Origin of the sequence: Streptomyces sp. SS7, from assembly GCF_037993025.1 — a bacterium.
GTDB lineage: Bacteria > Actinomycetota > Actinomycetes > Streptomycetales > Streptomycetaceae > Streptomyces.
Genome location: NZ_CP141223.1, coordinates 5,395,590 through 5,412,917, shown reverse-complemented (window position 1 = coordinate 5,412,917; position 17,328 = coordinate 5,395,590). Strand labels below are relative to the sequence as shown.

16 protein-coding genes and 1 tRNA gene are annotated in these 17,328 nt (G+C 71.8%); 6 read left to right on the top strand and 11 right to left on the bottom strand.

Annotated elements, in window-relative coordinates; all coding sequences use genetic code 11:
- Nucleotides 1-4: 4 nt before the first annotated feature.
- Nucleotides 5-1,423 (bottom strand): M1 family metallopeptidase, encoded by a 1,419-nt coding sequence (locus tag U5640_RS25045; protein ID WP_340385312.1) that lies wholly within the window; start codon nt 1,421-1,423, stop codon nt 5-7.
- A 7-nt stretch (nt 1,424-1,430) separates the two neighbouring features.
- Between U5640_RS25045 and U5640_RS25040 the strand changes: the two genes are divergently transcribed.
- Entirely contained in the window at nt 1,431-1,931 is a 501-nt protein-coding gene (locus tag U5640_RS25040) for a hypothetical protein (RefSeq protein ID WP_340377984.1), read from the top strand.
- Nucleotides 1,932-1,996: 65 nt separating this feature from the next.
- Here the strand turns inward: U5640_RS25040 and U5640_RS25035 are convergent, their stop codons facing one another.
- The gene (locus U5640_RS25035; protein WP_340377983.1) at nt 1,997-2,674 is read right to left on the bottom strand and encodes a pentapeptide repeat-containing protein; all 678 of its coding nucleotides are present in this window, start codon (nt 2,672-2,674) and stop codon (nt 1,997-1,999) included.
- A 115-nt stretch (nt 2,675-2,789) separates the two neighbouring features.
- On the opposite strand from U5640_RS25035, the gene U5640_RS25030 reads away from it, so the two are divergent.
- Nucleotides 2,790-4,304: an MFS transporter gene (locus U5640_RS25030; RefSeq protein WP_340377982.1), complete on the top strand. Its 1,515-nt coding sequence runs from the start codon at nt 2,790-2,792 to the stop codon at nt 4,302-4,304.
- On the opposite strand, the gene U5640_RS25025 is transcribed toward U5640_RS25030, so the two are convergent.
- The 3 genes from U5640_RS25025 to U5640_RS25015 form a co-directional block, all read right to left on the bottom strand.
- Nucleotides 4,260-5,666, bottom strand: coding sequence for an FAD-dependent oxidoreductase (locus tag U5640_RS25025; protein ID WP_340377981.1), 1,407 nt, complete (start codon nt 5,664-5,666; stop codon nt 4,260-4,262). The genes U5640_RS25030 and U5640_RS25025 overlap by 45 nt on opposite strands.
- 9 nt (nt 5,667-5,675) lie before the next feature.
- A complete protein-coding gene (locus U5640_RS25020) occupies nt 5,676-6,353 on the bottom strand; it encodes a rhomboid-like protein (protein WP_340377980.1) in 678 nt (225 codons plus the stop codon).
- A 185-nt stretch (nt 6,354-6,538) separates the two neighbouring features.
- Nucleotides 6,539-6,611 (bottom strand) — tRNA-Thr (locus U5640_RS25015).
- A 220-nt stretch (nt 6,612-6,831) separates the two neighbouring features.
- Between U5640_RS25015 and ugpC the strand changes: the two genes are divergently transcribed.
- The 3 genes from ugpC (at nt 6,832) to U5640_RS25000 (ending at nt 9,485) form a co-directional block, all read left to right on the top strand.
- Nucleotides 6,832-7,917, top strand: a complete 1,086-nt coding sequence (ugpC, locus tag U5640_RS25010; RefSeq protein ID WP_067251618.1) for a sn-glycerol-3-phosphate ABC transporter ATP-binding protein UgpC — start codon at nt 6,832-6,834, stop codon at nt 7,915-7,917.
- Between the two features lie 258 nt (nt 7,918-8,175).
- The gene (locus U5640_RS25005; protein WP_340377979.1) at nt 8,176-8,643 is read left to right on the top strand and encodes a hypothetical protein; all 468 of its coding nucleotides are present in this window, start codon (nt 8,176-8,178) and stop codon (nt 8,641-8,643) included.
- A gap of 110 nt (nt 8,644-8,753) precedes the next feature.
- Nucleotides 8,754-9,485, top strand: coding sequence for a nucleotidyltransferase family protein (locus U5640_RS25000; protein ID WP_340377978.1), 732 nt, complete (start codon nt 8,754-8,756; stop codon nt 9,483-9,485).
- 134 nt (nt 9,486-9,619) lie between these two features.
- On the opposite strand, the gene U5640_RS24995 is transcribed toward U5640_RS25000, so the two are convergent.
- From U5640_RS24995 to U5640_RS24970, 6 genes are all read right to left on the bottom strand, one after another.
- Complete coding sequence (locus tag U5640_RS24995; protein WP_340377977.1) at nt 9,620-11,284, bottom strand: DoxX family membrane protein; 1,665 nt, start codon at nt 11,282-11,284, stop codon at nt 9,620-9,622.
- A 150-nt stretch (nt 11,285-11,434) separates the two neighbouring features.
- Nucleotides 11,435-12,376, bottom strand: a complete 942-nt coding sequence (gene rlmB / locus U5640_RS24990; protein ID WP_340377976.1) for a 23S rRNA (guanosine(2251)-2'-O)-methyltransferase RlmB — start codon at nt 12,374-12,376, stop codon at nt 11,435-11,437.
- An 89-nt stretch (nt 12,377-12,465) separates the two neighbouring features.
- Nucleotides 12,466-13,866 carry a cysteine--tRNA ligase gene (gene cysS / locus U5640_RS24985; protein ID WP_340377975.1) on the bottom strand — a complete coding sequence of 467 codons (1,401 nt, stop codon included), beginning with the start codon at nt 13,864-13,866 and terminating at the stop codon, nt 12,466-12,468.
- Nucleotides 13,867-13,899: 33 nt separating this feature from the next.
- The gene (ispF, locus tag U5640_RS24980; RefSeq protein ID WP_340377974.1) at nt 13,900-14,394 is read right to left on the bottom strand and encodes a 2-C-methyl-D-erythritol 2,4-cyclodiphosphate synthase; all 495 of its coding nucleotides are present in this window, start codon (nt 14,392-14,394) and stop codon (nt 13,900-13,902) included.
- Nucleotides 14,384-15,136 carry a 2-C-methyl-D-erythritol 4-phosphate cytidylyltransferase gene (gene ispD / locus U5640_RS24975; RefSeq protein WP_340377973.1) on the bottom strand — a complete coding sequence of 251 codons (753 nt, stop codon included), beginning with the start codon at nt 15,134-15,136 and terminating at the stop codon, nt 14,384-14,386. Before ispD ends, ispF begins: the two co-directional genes overlap by 11 nt.
- 336 nt (nt 15,137-15,472) lie before the next feature.
- The gene (locus U5640_RS24970; RefSeq protein WP_003953493.1) at nt 15,473-15,955 is read right to left on the bottom strand and encodes a CarD family transcriptional regulator; all 483 of its coding nucleotides are present in this window, start codon (nt 15,953-15,955) and stop codon (nt 15,473-15,475) included.
- A 673-nt stretch (nt 15,956-16,628) separates the two neighbouring features.
- Between U5640_RS24970 and U5640_RS24965 the strand changes: the two genes are divergently transcribed.
- Nucleotides 16,629-17,273, top strand: a complete 645-nt coding sequence (locus U5640_RS24965; RefSeq protein ID WP_340377972.1) for a DUF461 domain-containing protein — start codon at nt 16,629-16,631, stop codon at nt 17,271-17,273.
- Nucleotides 17,274-17,328: the final 55 nt, after the last annotated feature.

Sequence of the window (17,328 nt, the reverse complement as noted above, 5' to 3'; positions counted from 1 at the left end):
CGCTTCAGCGCCCCAGGTGCGGTTTTCCCTCCCCGTACAGCCAGTCGTCCCAGATCTCCTCGAAGTCCTCGTCCGGCGCCTGCCGCTCGACGTACGCCATGAAGTCGTCGGCGTCCGCGCTGCCGTGGCGGTGGGCGGCGGTCCAGCCCTGGACGAGGTCGTAGAAGGCGTCGTCGCCGACGGTCTGCCGGATCCGGTGGACGACCATCGCGCCGCGCTGGTAGACGGTGTCGGCCGAGATGTCCTCGGCGCTCGGCGGGTCGCCGGGCGGGAAGTCCCACAGGTCCGGATAGTCGTCCTCGCCGTGCTCGTAGAGATCGGTGAAGGTCTCCTCCGCCGTGGCGCCGCCCTCGTCCTCCTCCCACAGCCACTCGGCGTAGGTCGCGAAGGCCTCGTTGAGCCACATGTCGCGCCAGGTCCTCGGGGTGACGGAGTCGCCGAACCACTGGTGGGCGATCTCGTGGACGAGGGTGGCGGTGTCGGGGGCGCCGGGGAAGACGGGGCGGTTCTGGGTCTCCAGGGCGTAGTCGGAGTCCTCCGGGCGGTCGACGATCGCCCCCGCGGAGGCGAACGGGTAGGGGCCGAAGTTGTTCCGTGCCCAGTCCATGACCTCCGGCAGCCGGGCGAGGACCTCGCGGCTCGCGGCGACCTGGGTCGGGTCGACCGCGACGTACAGCGGCAGGCCGTCCTTCGTCGTGGAGCGGGTGACGGTGTACCGGCCGATGGCGAGGGTGGCGAGATAGCTCGCCATGGGCTCGGCGGTGTGCCAGGTGTAGGTGCTGCGGTCGCCTTCGGTCCGCTCCCCGGCGGGCTCACCGTTGGAGACGGCCGTCAGGCCCTTCGGAACGGTGACCGCGATGTCGTACGAGGCCTTGTCGGAGGGGTGGTGGTCGCCGGGGAACCAGGCCATGGAGCCGACCGGTTCCCCGAGGGCCAGGGCGCCGTCGGCCGTGCGCAGCCAGCCCTCCTGCGAGCCGTCGGCGTCGGTGACCGGCCGCGGGGTGCCGGAGTAGTCGACCGTGACGCGGAACGTCTCGCCCCGGTCCAGCGCGCGGGACGGGCGGACGCTCAGCTCCTGGCCGTCCCGGTTCCAGTCGGCGCTGCTGCCCTCGACCGTGACCCTCCGGACGCTGAGTCCCTTCAGGTCCAGGTGGAAGGAGTCGAGGTCCTGGGTGGCGCGGGCCGTGATCGCCGCCGAGCCGGTCAGCACCGGCCGGCCCCCCGGGTCGTAGGCGAGGGTGAGGTCGTAGTGCGTGACGTCGTACCCGCCGTTGCCGGCCTTCGGGAAGTAGGGGTCGCCGACGCCCGCCGCCCCGTCGGCGCCGCGTCCGCCACCGCCCGAGCATGCGGTGAGGAGGAGGAGTACGAGGGCGGAGCGCACGTATCGGGCCACGACCGCGATCCTACGAGGGCATGACACCATCACCCTCGTGCTCGACATCGGCTACGCCCTCTCCAACCGCTTCCCCGACCCGCCGCAGACCGACTACCGGCGCGCGGACGTCCGCGCGCTGCGGCACGACCTGTTCTGCGGGGACGTCTACCTCGCCGACACCAAGGCGGACCGGGAGCTGTCCACGGCCTGGGGATGGGTACCGGTGCTGGACTTCGCGTGGGCGCTGTGCGACATCGTGGAGCAGATCGACCGGGACCCGGCGGGCTCGCGCGCCTCCCGCCCCCAGTACGCCGAGCTGGACTTCACCGAGTCCACCGACCGCATGCTCTTCGAGCGCCGCTTCGGCTGGGTGGACGTCGAGGCCGACTGGATGCCGGCCGAGGAACCCCCGCTGACCTTCTCCCACACCGAGCTGCGCCGCGAGTCCCGCGACTTCCTCCACGACCTCCTCGCCGATCTGATCGACCTGCACGAGGACCTGGGCGAGAACCCGGCGATCTGGACCCTCCAGGCCCGCTTCCCCCGCATCGGCTGACCCCGCGGGGACCGCCGCCCTCTCCGCGCGCCCTCCGGGCGGCTCCCTGCCCAAAGAGACACGCTCTAGCCCTCCACCCGCACCCCCAGTTGCGCCGCCAGCACCGGGGCCAGGTCCAGGAGCTGGGCCGCGCTGATCACCGCGCCCGACAGCCGGTCCACGCCCGAGGCGATCCCCAGTTCCGCCGCCCCGCGCAGGTCGACGTCGGTGAGGGTCGCCGCGGTGAGGTCCGCCGCCCGCACCGCGCAGTCCACGAACTCCACCCGCTCCAGCCGGGCCCCGCCGAAGTCCGGCTCGACGAGCACACAGCCCTGGAACACCACGTCCCGCAGCCGTGCCTGCCGCAGATTCAGGAAGTCGATCTTCCCGCCCCGGATCAGCACCCGCTCCAGCACGGCGCCGTACAGCTGTGTGCCGCCCAGCCGGGCCTCGACCAGCTCGACATCGCGCAGGGTCGCCTCCGCGAGATCGGTGCCGACGCCCCGGACGCCGGTGAGGACGGAGTCGAGGAGGCGGGCGTGTCTGAGCCCCGTGCCGTCCAGCGCGCACTCCGTCAGGGCGCAGTCCATGAAGCGGGCCCCCGCGCCGTCCTGCCCGGCGAGGTCCAGCTCGCGGAACTCCACCCCGTCGTAGTCCCCGTCGGGCTCCAGTCCCCCTCCGCCGTACGCCTCCAGCGCGGGCAGCCGCACCTCCGGCCGCCGCGCCCCCTTCACTCCCGCGCCACCGCTCGCTCGCCTCGCCATGCCCCCATCGTGCACCCCACCACTGACAACGCCCCTGACCGGCACCACTCCCACCCCCCGCCCCGAGCCGTCGAACAGGGATGCGTTACCTCCCGATTCGTGGTCTTCTGGGCAAATGAGTGTCACCCGGACAGGTGAAACCTCGACCGAGCCGGACCCCCGCCGCTGGTGGGGGCTGGTGATCATCGCCCTCGCCCAGCTGATGGTCGTCCTCGACGCGACGATCGTGAACATCGCGCTCCCCTCCGCCCAGCGGGACCTCGGCATCTCGGACGGCAACCGCCAGTGGGTCATCACCGCCTACACCCTCGCCTTCGGCGGTCTGCTGCTGCTCGGCGGCCGGATCTCCGACCTCGTGGGCCGCAAACGCACCTTCGTCATCGGGCTGATCGGCTTCGCGGGCGCCTCCGCGCTCGGCGGCGCGGCCGTCGATCCGGGCATGCTGTTCGGCGCCCGCGCCCTCCAGGGCGTCTTCGCCGCCGTCCTCGCACCCTCCGCGCTCAGCCTGCTCACCACGACGTTCACCGACCCCAAGGAACGCGGCAAGGCCTTCGGCGTCTACGGCGCCCTGGCCGGCAGCGGCGCCGCGATCGGGTTCATCGTCGGCGGAGTGCTCACCGAGTACCTGGACTGGCGCTGGTGCCTGTACGTGAACGTGCCCATCGCGATCGTCGCGGTGGTCGGCGCCTCCGTCCTGCTGCACGACTCCCCCGGCCACCCGGCCCGGCTCGACGTGCCCGGGGTCGTCCTGGGCTGCGGCGGGCTGTTCACGATCGTCTACGGCTTCAGCGAGGCCGAGTCGCGCGGCTGGAGCGATCCGTTCGTGCTGGCGCTGTTCGCGGCCGGAGCCGTCCTGCTCGCGGCCTTCGTGTGGTGGCAGACCCGCGCCCCGAGCCCGCTGCTGCCGCTGCACATCCTCAAGAACCGCAACCGCGCGGGCTGCCTGCTGACGATGATGCTCGCCGTCATCGGCATGTTCGGCCTGTTCCTGTTCATGACCTACTACCTCCAGGTCATCCTCGGCTACTCGCCCATGAAGACCGGCTTCGCCTTCCTGCCGCTCACCCTCGCGATCATCGTCGGCTCCACCCAGATCTCGGCCCGGCTGATGAGCCGGGTGCAGCCGCGCGCCCTGATGGTCCCCGGCATGATCCTCGCCGCGAGCGGCATGGTGATCCTCACCCAGATGACGGTGGACTCCTCCTACACCAGCGAGATCCTGCCCGCGCTGCTGCTCATGGGCCTCGGCATGGGCCTGACCTTCATGCCGGTCTTCGCCACGGCCACCGCCGGCGTCGCCCCCCAGGACGCGGGCGTCACCTCGGCCACCGTGAACACCTCGCAGCAGGTGGGCGGTTCCATCGGGACGGCGCTGCTCAACACCATCGCCACCACCAGCAGCGCCGCCTACGTCACGGCCCACCTCACCGGCCCCGCCGAACGCGCCGCGGTCACCCGCGAGGGCATCGTCCACGGCTACACGGTGGCCATCTGGTGGGCCGCCGGGATCATGCTCCTGGCGGGCCTGATCGCCGGCCTGATGGTGACGGCGAAACCCCCCGCTCAGCCACGGGCGGCGGAGCCCTCAGTGCCGCCCCGCCACCCGGTCCGCGAGCCGGGCCAGCCGTGAGGACCCCGCGCTGTGGCTCCGCGTCTCGCGGCGGTCGGCCGTGCGGTAGGTGGCGTACATGCCCTGGACGCCCAGCCAGCGCAGCGGCTCCGGCTCCCAGCGGCGGACCCGGTGGCCGACCCAGGGCAGCACGGTGAGGTCGGTGTTGCCGCCCCGGCCCGAGTCCAGCAGCACGAGGTCGCGCAGGGTCCGGCCGGCCAGGTTGGTGGTGGCGACGCCCGAGCCGACGTAACCGCCCGCCCAGCCGAGCCCCGACGCCCGGTCCAGGGTGACCGTGGCGCACCAGTCGCGCGGCACGCCGAGCACCCCGGACCAGGCGTGCGCGATCCGTACCCCGGCGAGCGCCGGGAAGAAGCCCACGAGGATCTCCCGCAGCGCCTCGACGGTCTCGGGCTGGGTGCGGCCGTCGTGGTCGGTGCGCGAGCCGAAGCGGTACGGCACCCCGCGCCCGCCGAGCGCGATCCGCCCGTCGGCGGTGCGCTGGGCGTACATGTAGGCGTGCGCCATGTCGCCGAGCGCCTCCCGGCCCGTCCAGCCGACGGCCGCCCACTGCTCGTCGGTGAGCGGCTCGGTGGCGATCATGGAGGAGTTCATGGGCAGCCAGGTCCGCCGCTCGCCCTTCAGCGCGGCCGTGAAGCCCTCGGTGCAGCGCAGGACGTACGGCGCGCGCACGGTGCCGTACGGCGTCACGGCGCGTCCGGCCTGGATCTCGGTGACCGGCGTCGACTCGTGCACCTCGACGCCCAGCGCCTCGACGGCCGCCGCGAGCCCCTTGACCAGCTTCACCGGGTGCACCCGCGCCCCGTGCGGGGTCCACGTCGAGCCGACGGCTCCCGCGATCCGCAGCCGCTCGGCGGTCTCCCGGGCGCCGTAGAGCTCGCGGTCGGTCTCGCCGTACGACAGCTCGTGCGCGTGGAAGTCCTTCAGACGGGCGAGTTGCGCGGGGGTGCGGGCCACCTCCAGGACGCCGCCGACGTGGACGTCGGCGTCGACGCCCTCCTCGGCGAGCGCCCGCACCACCTCGGCGACGGTGTCGTTCATCGCGCGCTGGAGCCGTACGGCGGCCTCGTGGCCGTGCAGGGCGGCGTAGCGGTCGCGGCCGGCGATGCCGTTGTAGAGCCAGCCGCCGTTGCGGCCGGAGGCGCCGTAGCCGCAGAACCGCTGCTCCAGGACGGTGATCCTCAGGTCGGGGGCGGCCTTCTTCAGGTAGTACGCCGTCCACAGTCCGGTGTAGCCGCCGCCGACGATCACGACGTCGGCGGACCGGTCACCGCCGAGCGGCTCCCGTACGGCCGGGAGTCCGTCGTCCGCGTACCAGTAGGAGATCCCGCCGTTCACGACACCGCTCGCCAAGGTGCTCATGGCCGGACGTTAACCCGGCAAAACGGCCTGTGTCTCCTTCGGATTCCGTACTCCCGGCCGCCCTCCCGTGCGGCCTCTGACCAGCGGATAGCAGCCGAGACCGACGAGGGCGGCGACGAAGTGGCCGAAGTCGGTGAAGGTCGGCCCGGCGGCCAGCGGCAGCGCGAAGAAGCCGAGCACGACGGCCAGATACGCCCATCGCCACGGCATACGGATCCGGTAGCCGAGCACCGCCGCCACCCCGGCGAGCGCGTAACTCACGCCCACGTCCAGGGTGTTGACCGAGGACGCCGGGGCCATCCCGTCCCGGATCGCCTTGAGCAGCGCGCCCTCGCTGACCAGGGTCGCCAGCACATGCGCCGCCACGCACACCGTCAGCCAGCGCCAGGTCCCGAGCCAGCGCTCGGCCCGGGCGTGGAAGACGGAGTACAGCACCGCGTACGGCAGCCAGTACCCGCCGTCGATCCACATCGCACTCGCGATCAGCACCCGCACGGGGTGCCGGGACAGCTCGTGCAGGTTGGTCGACCGCTGCCGCAGGAACTCCCGCTCGAACTCCGGGGACATGTGGTGCAGCGCGACCGTGGTGAAGAACAGGACGGCCAGCCACACATAGGTGCCGGGCGCGCTGCGGACGTAGGCCCACACCGCCCGCCGCGCACCGGAAAACCGCGGGAGCCGATTCACACCAGCAAGTATCGTCCGCGAGGTGATCAGGATTCCGGGCGCACTGGTGACAGAACAGGTAAAGATCAACGGCGCCTCGACGCGCAGCACCGCGCGCTGTCCCACGTGGCGGACGTCGACGCGGCCGTCCGGGTGATCGGTCACCTGCCGGCCCGGCTGGCGTCCGTCCGCCACAACGAGGGAAGAGCCCCCTGTCGGACTCGAACCGACGACCTTCGCTTTACAAGAGCGGTGCTCTACCAGCTGAGCTAAGGAGGCGTGCGCGGGCAGGGTTCATGACCGCGCCCGTGCAGTGTACCCAGGTCGGCGGGGCGGTCTGTCGAAAATTTCCGCGAAGTTCACATGCCTCCGGGTACTGACAGATCCGCCGGACGCGAGGTAGCGTCCTGAGCCAGTTCACCCGTGTGGACTACACCAACCACCTTCCTACAACGGATCGTCCGGCACGTTCCTGCCGGTAGAAGGGGGCCTCTGAGCCATGGCCACTGTCACGTTCGACAAGGCGACCCGGATCTACCCCGGTTCCACCAAGCCCGCCGTCGACGGCCTCGACATCGAGATCGCGGACGGCGAGTTCCTCGTCCTGGTCGGCCCGTCCGGCTGCGGCAAGTCCACCTCGCTCCGCATGCTCGCGGGGCTCGAGGACGTCAACGGCGGTGCGATCCGCATCGGCGACCGCGACGTCACCCACCTGCCGCCCAAGGACCGGGACATCGCCATGGTGTTCCAGAACTACGCGCTCTACCCGCACATGACCGTCGCCGACAACATGGGCTTCGCGCTCAAGATCGCCGGCGTCAACAAGGCGGAGATCCGGCAGAAGGTCGAGGAGGCCGCGAAGATCCTCGACCTCACCGAGTACCTCGACCGCAAGCCGAAGGCCCTCTCCGGCGGTCAGCGCCAGCGTGTCGCGATGGGCCGCGCCATCGTGCGCGAGCCGCAGGTCTTCCTCATGGACGAGCCGCTGTCGAACCTCGACGCCAAGCTCCGCGTCTCGACCCGTACGCAGATCGCGTCCCTCCAGCGCCGCCTGGGCATCACCACCGTCTACGTCACCCACGACCAGGTCGAGGCCCTGACGATGGGCGACCGCGTGGCGGTCCTCAAGGACGGTCTGCTCCAGCAGGTCGACACCCCGCGCAACATGTACGACAAGCCCGCCAACCTGTTCGTGGCCGGCTTCATCGGCTCCCCCGCGATGAACCTCGTCGAGGTCCCGGTCGCCGACGGCGGCGTGAAGTTCGGCAACTCCGTCGTCCCGGTCCAGCGTGACGCGCTCGCCGCCACGTCCGACAAGACGGTCACCGTCGGCGTCCGCCCGGAGCACTTCGACGTGACCACCGACTCCGACACCGGTCTCGGCGTCGTCGTGAACGTGGTCGAGGAGCTCGGCTCCGACGCCTTCGTCTACGGCACCGCCCAGGTCGGCGGCGAGGCCAAGGACCTCGTGGTCCGCGTCGGCGGCCGTGAGGTCCCGGAGAAGGGCAGCACGCTGCACGTCGTCCCGCGCGCCGGCGAGACCCACGTGTTCTCCACCTCCACGGGTGCGCGCCTCTCCGACTGACGCGCAGGAAGCCACCAACCCGAGAACCCGAGAACCCGAGAACTCGAGAAACCGGACATTCCGGGCCGGTTGACGACGAGGGCCCCGCGGACCGCTGCGGGGCCCTTCTCGTTGCCCGCCCCCACCCCGGCACACCGGACATTTCACCCCGGCCGGACCGGCGACCGTCAACCCACTACCCCACAAGAGACACCACTTCATCCCCCGTCCGAGTGACCAAATGTCGCCGGATGATTACGGGGCGCTACCCTCACACGCGTGAAGCACTCCGCGAACCACTCCACCCAGCGCACGCGACGCGGCCAGGGCGGCCCAGCCCGCCGGATCGGCCGCTCGCTCGCCCTCGTCCTGCCCGTCGTCATGGTGCTCTCGGGAACCCTCGCGGTCACCCGGGTCAACTGGTCGGGAGACCCCTCGGACTCGGTGCTCACCGCCTCCGACGTCTCCACCGCCCACCGCACCTCCCACGGCGCCCCGCAGGCCCCGCAGGACGTCCTGCGCGACCAGCTGCTGACCGAGCTCCAGGAGAAGGACCCGGGCACCGCTCTGACCCACCTCCAGGCCGCCGTGAACGGCAAGCCGTCGCTGGCGAGGCACTGCACGTCCATCGCCCGCGCCCTGGGCCGCGCCGCGGTCCGCATCTACGGCCCCTCACGCGCGCAGTCCTACGCCCGCCCGGTCTGCGACACCTCCTTCGCCTCGGGCGTCCTCACGGCCCACAGCTGACCCCTCACCCGTCGGCGCGGCTCCCCCTCCCCCGACCGGGCGGGGGACCGCCCGGGCCGCCCACGGGTACCTCTTACGGCACGTACACGCGCGCCGCGTACAGTGCGCCCATGACTCACCCGCACGCCGCGTCCCGCCCCACGCAAGCCGTCGTCCTGGCCGGTGGCCAGGGGTCCCGGCTGCGTCCGTACACCGACGACCGGCCCAAGCCCATGGTGGAGATCCCCGGCACGGGGACACCGATCATCGGCCACCAGCTCACCTGGCTCGCCGAGGAGGGCGTCACCGACGTCGTCGTCTCCTGCGGGCATCTCGCCGAGGTCCTCCAGGACTGGCTGAAGACCGCCGACCTGCCGGTGAACGTCCAGACGGTCGTCGAGACCGAGCCCCTCGGCCGCGGCGGCGGCCTCAAGTACGCGGCCGCGCGCCTCCCCCACCCGGACCGGCCCTGGTACGCCACCAACGGCGACATCTGGACCCGCTTCTCGCTGCGCGAGATGGCCGACTTCCACACCGAGCGCGACGCCGTCGCGACCCTCGCGCTGGCCCGGCCGCGGATCCCGTGGGGCGCGGTGAAGACCGACGGCTTCGGCCACATCACCGACTTCATCGAGGCGCCGCCGACGACGTACGAGATCAACGCGGGCGTGTACGTCTTCTCCCCCGAGTTCGCCGGTCTGCTCCCCGAGCGCGGGGACCACGAGCGGACGACGTTCCCCCACCTCGCGCGGGAGCGCAGGCTCGCCGGCTTCCCGATCCCGCAGGGGGCGTACTGGCGGGCCATCGACACGGCCAAGGACCTGACGGAGGCGGCGAAGGAGTTGGCGGCGTTGGGTCGCTGACGGTTCGGCCGTTCTCCGGGTGCGGGCCGGTGGGGCGTTCGCGCAGTTCCCCGCACCCCTGGAGGCACAAGCACCAGGTGCCGTGCGCTCAACAGCGCACGGCACCTGGTGCTTCTGCTCTCCGAACGGAACCGCTACCCCAGCAATCCGCCCACCAGCCCCGGCTGACCGGACGACGACGATCCACCCGAGGTCCCCCCGGTCGAACCGCCGGAGGTGCTCGTCCCGCCACCCGCCCCGGGACCGGAGCTGGTGCTGGGCGCCTCGCCACCGCCCGTGGGGTCGGACTGCTGCGGCGGGGCCTGGCCCGCGGTCCCCTGGGTCTGGCTGGGAGCACCGCCCGTGGTGGCGGTGTCCGTGTCCCTGGCCGTCGGCGTGCTGTCCGTGCCGGCCGTCGGTGCCGCCGAGGTCGCGCCCTGGGTGGGCGAGGTGGACGCCTCGGGGCTGCGGGACGACTCGTGGCTGCCGGACTCCTCCGGGAGCGGCGCACCGGGCAGTTCGTTGCGCGGGGCCTCGCCGGGGCCGGGGACGACGACCCGGTCGGCGTCGCGGACCGCGCCGCCCAGCAGCGCGCCGATCAGCAGCGTGAGACCGACGGCGATCGCGGTGACCAGGGCGCCGCGGCGCAGGACGTACCGGCGCAGCTCCCAGATGTCGGAGCGGGGGCCGAGCCTGCGCCAGGCCCCGGCGGCCAGCCGGCCGTCGACGGAGTAGACCGGGGCGCCCGCGATGATCAGCGGCGACCAGGCGGCGAGGCAGATGATGTCGGGGGTGTCGTAGACCGGGGCGGTCTTCCAGCTGACGGTGACGAGGATCGCCGCCGACAGACCCGCACCGACCACCGCCGCGACCCGCTGCCAGCAGCCCAGGACCGTGAGGACGCCCACGACGACCTGGAGGAAGGCGATGACGAGCCCCGAGCCGACGGGGTGGTGCAGGGCGAACTGGCGCAGCGGCTCGGCGACTTCCCACGGGTGCAGGGTGTTGAGCCACTTCACCATGGAGCCGCGCTTGCCGCCGTCGAAGAAGACGGGGTCGCACAGCTTGCCCATGCCGGCGTAGATGGAGATGAAGCCGAGGAAGATCCGCAGCGGGAGCAGCACCACGCCCAGGTTCATCCGGCGACCGGGGTAGTAGGCGTGCCGGGAGGCGTCCGCGTCCCCGGCGTGGCGTCTGCCGCGCGGCTCGACCGCCTCCGCGAGCGCCTCCCCGAAGTCCTCGAACTCGGCGTCGTCGTAGGGGGGTTCGTCGTAGGCGCTGCCGACCGTGCGCATCTGCGGAAGCAGCCGGTGCTCGCCGGGGACCGGGGCGCGCTGGGCGCCGACGATCGGGGTCTCCAGGGTCTGCGCGGTGAGGCCGCCGTCGTAGCCGCCGCCGACCCGCGGGATGACCTGGGTGGCTCCGGCGTCGGCCCCGGGCGGTCCGCCGTGGCCGACGCTGCCTGCCCGCACCGCCTGCAGCAGCCGGTGGGCCCCGGTGTCGTCGGGGGCGGTCTGGCCGCTCCAGACGACGGGTCGGCGGCGGGCCCCGGAGGCGGCACCCGCCCTGCCCGCCGCCCCGACGACGGGGACGCGCGTGGTGTCCTGGCTGGCGCTCGCATGCCGGGCGATCCGCGGGGATTGGTTACGCCGCGCCGACACGCCCAGCTGCACGCGGAAGCTCGCGTGATTGACGATGATCTGCGCCGGATCGCTCGGCACCTTCACCATGCTCAGCGCGGGAGCGTCGTCTAGGCCGGATGCGAATCCCGACGAGCGGCCCCCCGTGGGTGTGCGGGGTGTTCTGGTGTCCACACTCATCTAACCGAGTGACGTGTGGTTAGGACACTGCTTTGACCCGCCGGATCTGTCCGGACTCCGTCAAGGTTGCCCTCCCCGACGGATTTAACCCGTCGGGGTGAACGGGCGGACGGGCGTTCAGCGCCGGCACGGGGGCCGGGCGGACCGCCGTCAGGCGCGGCGCCGCGCCGCCTCGTACAGCACGATCCCCGCCGCCACACCGGCGTTGAGGGATTCGGCGCCGCCCGGCATGGGGATGCGGACGCGGAAGTCGCACGTCTCGCCGACCAGTCGGGACAGACCCTTGCCCTCGCTGCCGACGACGATGACGACCGGGCCGTCCAGCGCCTCCAGCGCGCCGATCTCGGCCTCGCCGTCGGCGGCCAGGCCGACGACCGCGATCCCGGCCTTCTTGTACGCCTCCAGGGCGCGGGTGAGGTTGGTGGCGCGGGCGACGGGCGTACGGGCCGCCGTACCCGCGGAGGTCTTCCAGGCACCCGCGGTCATGCCGGCCGCGCGCCGCTCGGGGACGACCACGCCGTGGCCGCCGAACGCGGAGACCGAGCGCACGACGGCACCCAGGTTGCGCGGGTCGGTCACCCCGTCGAGCGCGACGATCAGCGGGTCCTCGCCCTCGTCGTGCGCGGCGTGGACCAGGTCCTCGGGGTGGGCGTACTCGTACGGCGGGACCTGGAGGACGAGCCCCTGGTGGTTGAGGCCGTTCGTCATCCGATCCAGCTCGGGGCGCGGCGCCTCCATGAGGTTGATGCCGCCGCGCTCGGCCGCGAGCTGGAGCGCCTCGCGCACCCGCTCGTCGTTGTCGATGAACTGCTGGACGTAGAGCGTGGAGGCAGGGACGCCCTCGCGCAGCGCCTCGACCACCGGGTTGCGGCCGACGACCAGCTCGGAGGCGCTCTTGCCGCCCCGGCCGCGCACCACGGGGCGGCGCTGGACCTGCTTGGCCTTGGCGGTGGCGAGGCGGTTCTTCTTGTGCCCCTTGCGCATCTCGGCGGGCGGGGTCGGGCCCTTGCCCTCCAGGCCCCGGCGCCGCTGGCCGCCACTGCCGACCTGCGCGCCCTTCTTGCCGGACATGCGGCGGTTGTTGGCTGCCATGACCTACCTGATTCTGTGCGGAGGTGTGCGTACGTCTATGCAGTGTGCCGCCCGGGGAGCCGGGCGGCACAATCGATCAAGGGAACGGGCTAGCGCGGCCCGAGGATCCAGCGCGGTCCCTGCGGGCTGTCCTCGATGGTCAGCCCGGACTGGCCCAGCTGGTCACGGATGGCGTCCGCGGTCCCCCAGTCCTTGCGGGCCCGGGCCGCCTCGCGCTGGTCGAGGACCAGGCGTACGAGACTGTCGACCACGCCGTGCAGGTCCTCGCCCTGGTCCGCCTCGCCGGCCCAGTGGGCGTCGAGCGGGTCCAGGCCGAGGACGCCGAGCATGGCGCGGACCTCGGCGAGCCGGGCCACGGCCGCTTCCTTGTCGTCGGCGGCGAGCGCGCTGTTGCCCTGGCGGACGGTGGTGTGCACGATGGCGAGGGCCTGCGGGACGCCCAGGTCGTCGTCCATCGCCTCGGCGAAGGCCGGCGGCACCTCGGCGGCGGGCTCGACGACGCCCCCCGCCTTCTCGACGACGCGCTGCACGAACCCCTCGATCCGTGCGAACGCCGACTCGGCCTCGCGCAGCGACTCCTCGCTGTACTCGATCATCGAGCGGTAGTGCGGGGTGCCGAGGTAGTAGCGCAGCACGATCGGACGCCAGGTCTTGACCATCTCGCTGACCAGCACGCTGTTGCCGAGCGACTTCGACATCTTCTCGCCGCTCATGGTGACCCAGGCGTTGTGCACCCAGTACTGGGCGAACGCGTCGCCGTAGGCCTTGGCCTGGGCGATCTCGTTCTCGTGGTGCGGGAAGATCAGGTCGAGGCCGCCGCCGTGGATGTCGAAGGCGGAGCCGAGGTACTTGTGGGCCATCGCCGAGCACTCCAGGTGCCAGCCGGGACGGCCGCGGCCCCACGGGGTCTCCCAGTCGGGCTCGCCCGGCTTGCTGGCCTTCCACATCGCGAAGTCGCGGTGGTCCCGCTTGCCGGTGATGCCCTCCTCGGAGGGCTGGCGCAGATCGTCGATGTCCTGGTTGGACAGCGCCAGGTAGCCGGGGTAGGAGCGCACGTCGAAGTAGACGCTGCCGTCGGCCTCGTACGCGTGACCGCGCTCGATGAGGCCGCGCATCATCTCGATCATCTCGGGGACGTGCCCCGTCGCGCGCGGCTCGTACGTGGGCGGCAGGCAGCCGAGGGCGTGGTAGCCGTCGTTGAACGCGCGCTCGTTGTCGTAGCCGATGGACCACCAGGGGCGGCCCTGCTCGTGCGACTTGGTGATGATCTTGTCGTCGATGTCGGTGACGTTCCGGATGAACGTGACGTCGTAGCCGCGGTACTCGAACCAGCGGCGCATGATGTCGAAGTTCAGGCCGGAACGGATGTGGCCGATGTGCGGGGCCGCCTGCACGGTGGCGCCACAGAGGTAGATCGAGACACAGCCCGGCTGGAGCGGGGTGAAGTCACGGATCTGCCGGGCGCTGGTGTCGTACAGGCGAATAGTCACGCTGCCTAGGGTAGTGGGCGGCAGGTGCTCTCCTCACCCCAGTCTGACCACCAATGCGGTCGCCACGGCCATCAGGCCTTCCTCCCGCCCCGGGAACCCCAGGCCGTCCGTGGTGGCCCCCGACACCGACACCGGGGCCCCGGCCGCCTCCGACAGGATCTTCTGCGCCTCCGCCCGCCGCTTGCCGATCTTCGGCCGCGGCCCCACGACCTGTACGGCGATGTTCCCGACGGTGAAACCGGCCTCGCGGACGATCCGCGCCGCCTCCGTCAGCAGGGTCACTCCCGAGGCGCCGGACCACTCGGGGCGGCCGGTGCCGAAGTGCTGTCCGAGGTCACCGAGGCCGGCGGCGGAGAAGAGGGCGTTGCAGGCGGCGTGCGCGACGACGTCGGCGTCGGAGTGGCCGGCCAGGCCGGGCCCCTCGCCCTCCCACTTCAGGCCCGCGCACCACAGTTCGCGGCCCTCCTCGAAGGCGTGGATGTCGGTGCCGATGCCGACCTGGGGCAGCGGGGGGAGGTCAGAAGCCATCGTTGAGCCTCCTGCGGGCCAGGACCGCCTCGGCGAGGACGAGGTCGAGGGGACGGGTGACCTTGAAGGCCTCCTCGTGGCCGGGGACGACCACCACGGTCAGGCCGAGCTGCTCGACCATGCTCGCGTCGTCGGTGACGTCCTCCGTGACCGTCTCGTGGGCGCGCACCAGGGTGGCCCGGTCGAAGCCCTGCGGGGTCTGGACGGCGCGCAGCCGGGCGCGGACCGGGGTGGCGACGACCGGCTCGGGCCAGCCGGGAGCGGCGGCCGGTTCGACCTCCTTCACCGTGTCGGCGAGCGGCAGTGCCGGGACGACGGCGGGAGCGCCCTCGCGGACGGCCTCGATGACCGCGTCCACGGTGTCCACGGGGACCAGGGGCCGGGCCGCGTCGTGGACGAGGACGATGTCGTACTCGGGCGGCAGGGCGTCCAGGCCGAGGCGCACGGACTCCTGCCGGGTGTCGCCGCCGGGGACGACGACGAAGTCGGTGCGGTCGGGCAGCGCGTGCGCGTCGAGCAGCGACTTGACCTCGGCGGCGCCGTCGGGCGGGGCCACGAGGACCACCAGGGAGACGGCGCGGGAGGCGGCGAGGGCGCGCACCGCGTGGATCAGCATGGGCGTGCCGTTCAGCGCGCGGAGCGCCTTGGGGGCGCCCGGGCCGAGGCGTACGCCTCGGCCGGCGGCCGGAATCACCGCGGCCGTGCGGGCGGGCGCGGGCGAGGGACGCGAATCGTCAGACATCGGTTCCTGTCAGGTTTGTGTGCTCGGCCTAGTTGGGTACGGAGACAGCGTGCCGGGCGCGACGCCTTGACCGGACCCTTCCGTGACGCGCCGGTCGAGCGCTGCCCGGGCTCGGCACGCAAAGTATCGGGGTTTCCCCGAAGGGACGGTTCACCGGGATCCGTGGGTGCCGGTATCCGTGGGCAGTGCGTGGGGCGGTGCGGTGGGACGGCCCGTGGGTGGGCTTAGGGCATCCGAACGCGGACATGCCGCAGCGCCCGGCGACGGGAATTCGTCATCGGGCACCGCGGCATTTCGGTGTTCAACGGTGTGCGTCGGCGTCGGCCTTCGCCGGCGTCAGGACGCGAGAACCTCGTCGAGCAGCGCTTCGGCCTTGTCCTCGTTGGTGTTCTCCGCGAGGGCGAGCTCGCTCACCAGGATCTGGCGGGCCTTGGCGAGCATGCGCTTCTCACCCGCGGAGAGTCCGCGCTCGCGCTCACGACGCCACAGGTCACGCACGACTTCCGCGACCTTGATGACATCGCCGGAGGCGAGCTTCTCCAGATTTGCCTTGTAACGACGCGACCAGTTCGTGGGCTCCTCGGCGTACGGCGCGCGCAGCACCTCGAAGACCCGGTCCAGCCCGTCCTGACCGACCACATCACGCACGCCGACGAACTCCGCATTGTCCGCTGGCACACGCACCGTCAGGTCACCCTGGGCGACCTTCAGCACCAAGTAGGTCTTGTCCACGCCTTTGATCTGGCGAGTTTCGATGGCCTCGATCAGCGCGGCCCCGTGATGGGGATAGACCACGGTGTCGCCAACCTTGAACGTCATGTGACAGGTACCCCTTCCGTGGCTATCCAGGGTAACACGGAAACTGCGGTTCCTGAATGGCGTTTTCGCAGGTCAGGGCATATCTCGGGGCTTGACAAGTGCAACAGGAACGTGCTTCGGACGGCTCCGGGAGGCAGGTATTCGCAGGTCGGAGCGGCTCTTCGAGGGGGGTGAAACGCGGACGTTACACGCGTCCGGGGCCCCCTCCGGGCGGCTGAACATCCACATATGTCCGCTTCCAGATGTGCGACTTGCGCTACTCCGTTCGGTGTCCATGGCCGGATACCCGCCGTTTCCAAAATTGATCACCGGGGCTTCGAGCAGATCGGTGATCAATTTCCCGGACGGCCCCGCATTCCTTCACGGAAAATCCGCGAGCGGGGCGCGACGGCGCTTAAGCCCGGGGCCGCACGCGGATATGTGAATGACGTACGACGACCTACGCGCAGGAAGAGCAAGGATGAAGTCCGAGTGACCGACGGGTCGTCCGAGAGTGCCGTGACCGGTGTGATGACCAGCGAGATCACGCCCCGCGACGGCCCCGGACGCGTTAGAGGCGGGTCGGGTGCGGCGGCGCGGGAACGGCTCGGTAACCTAAGCCCGCTGACAGACCCTTAGGGCGGCTTTATCACAGGTGGAGCTGCCCATGAGCGTTCAAGGAGTTGCCGCCGCCGTGAGCAGCAGCCTTCGACGCGGCGCCCTCGCCGCATCCGCCCTCGCGTTCTCGATCGCCACGCTCGCCGCCTGCGGCGCCGGCAACAACAGCCAGACGCTGGAGATCAGGCCGGACAACGCCGCCACCAGTGTGGGCGACATCAAGATCCAGAACGTTGTCGTCATCACCCAGCCGAACCCCACCGAGGGCGGCGCGGTCGCGGTGTCCGCGACCCTCTTCAACTCCGGCAAGCAGGCCCAGACCATCGAGTCGATCGACGTCGAGGGCCTCGGCACCGCGAAGCTCTCGCCCGCCAAGGGGCAGAAGAAGCTGACGGTCCCGGCCGGCGGTGTCGTCGTGATTGGCGGCGAGGGCAACGCCTCCGCCGTCCTGGAGCACCCGGACACGGCGTCGATCGAGGGCAACGCCCAGAAGACCACCTTCACGCTCAGCGACACCGGCGCGGTGAGCCTGGCGGCCTTCGTCGTGCCGGCCAAGAGCTACTTCTCCAGCTGGGGCCCCAGCGACATCCCGAGCGCCCCGTCGGCGTCCCCCTCCGAGAGCGCCTCGGAGACGGCCACGTCCACCGAGTCCCCGGCCGCCGGCAGCTCCGAGTCCGCGTCCGCCTCGGCGTCCCCCTCCGAGTCGGCGTCGGGCCACTGAGCCCCGTACCCCCGTACACGTACGACAGGGGCGGCACCCTCGGCGAGGGTGCCGC

Coding starts and splice junctions, on each gene's coding strand:
- U5640_RS25045 (WP_340385312.1), bottom strand. CDS start 1,423: ATGGTGTCATGCCCTCGTAGGATCGCGGTCGTGGCCCGATACGTGCGC.
- U5640_RS25035 (WP_340377983.1), bottom strand. CDS start 2,674: ATGGCGAGGCGAGCGAGCGGTGGCGCGGGAGTGAAGGGGGCGCGGCGG.
- U5640_RS25030 (WP_340377982.1), top strand. CDS start 2,790: ATGAGTGTCACCCGGACAGGTGAAACCTCGACCGAGCCGGACCCCCGC.
- U5640_RS25025 (WP_340377981.1), bottom strand. CDS start 5,666: ATGAGCACCTTGGCGAGCGGTGTCGTGAACGGCGGGATCTCCTACTGG.
- ugpC (WP_067251618.1), top strand. CDS start 6,832: ATGGCCACTGTCACGTTCGACAAGGCGACCCGGATCTACCCCGGTTCC.
- U5640_RS25000 (WP_340377978.1), top strand. CDS start 8,754: ATGACTCACCCGCACGCCGCGTCCCGCCCCACGCAAGCCGTCGTCCTG.
- U5640_RS24995 (WP_340377977.1), bottom strand. CDS start 11,284: ATGAGTGTGGACACCAGAACACCCCGCACACCCACGGGGGGCCGCTCG.
- rlmB (WP_340377976.1), bottom strand. CDS start 12,376: ATGGCAGCCAACAACCGCCGCATGTCCGGCAAGAAGGGCGCGCAGGTC.
- ispF (WP_340377974.1), bottom strand. CDS start 14,394: ATGGCTTCTGACCTCCCCCCGCTGCCCCAGGTCGGCATCGGCACCGAC.
- ispD (WP_340377973.1), bottom strand. CDS start 15,136: ATGTCTGACGATTCGCGTCCCTCGCCCGCGCCCGCCCGCACGGCCGCG.
- U5640_RS24970 (WP_003953493.1), bottom strand. CDS start 15,955: ATGACGTTCAAGGTTGGCGACACCGTGGTCTATCCCCATCACGGGGCC.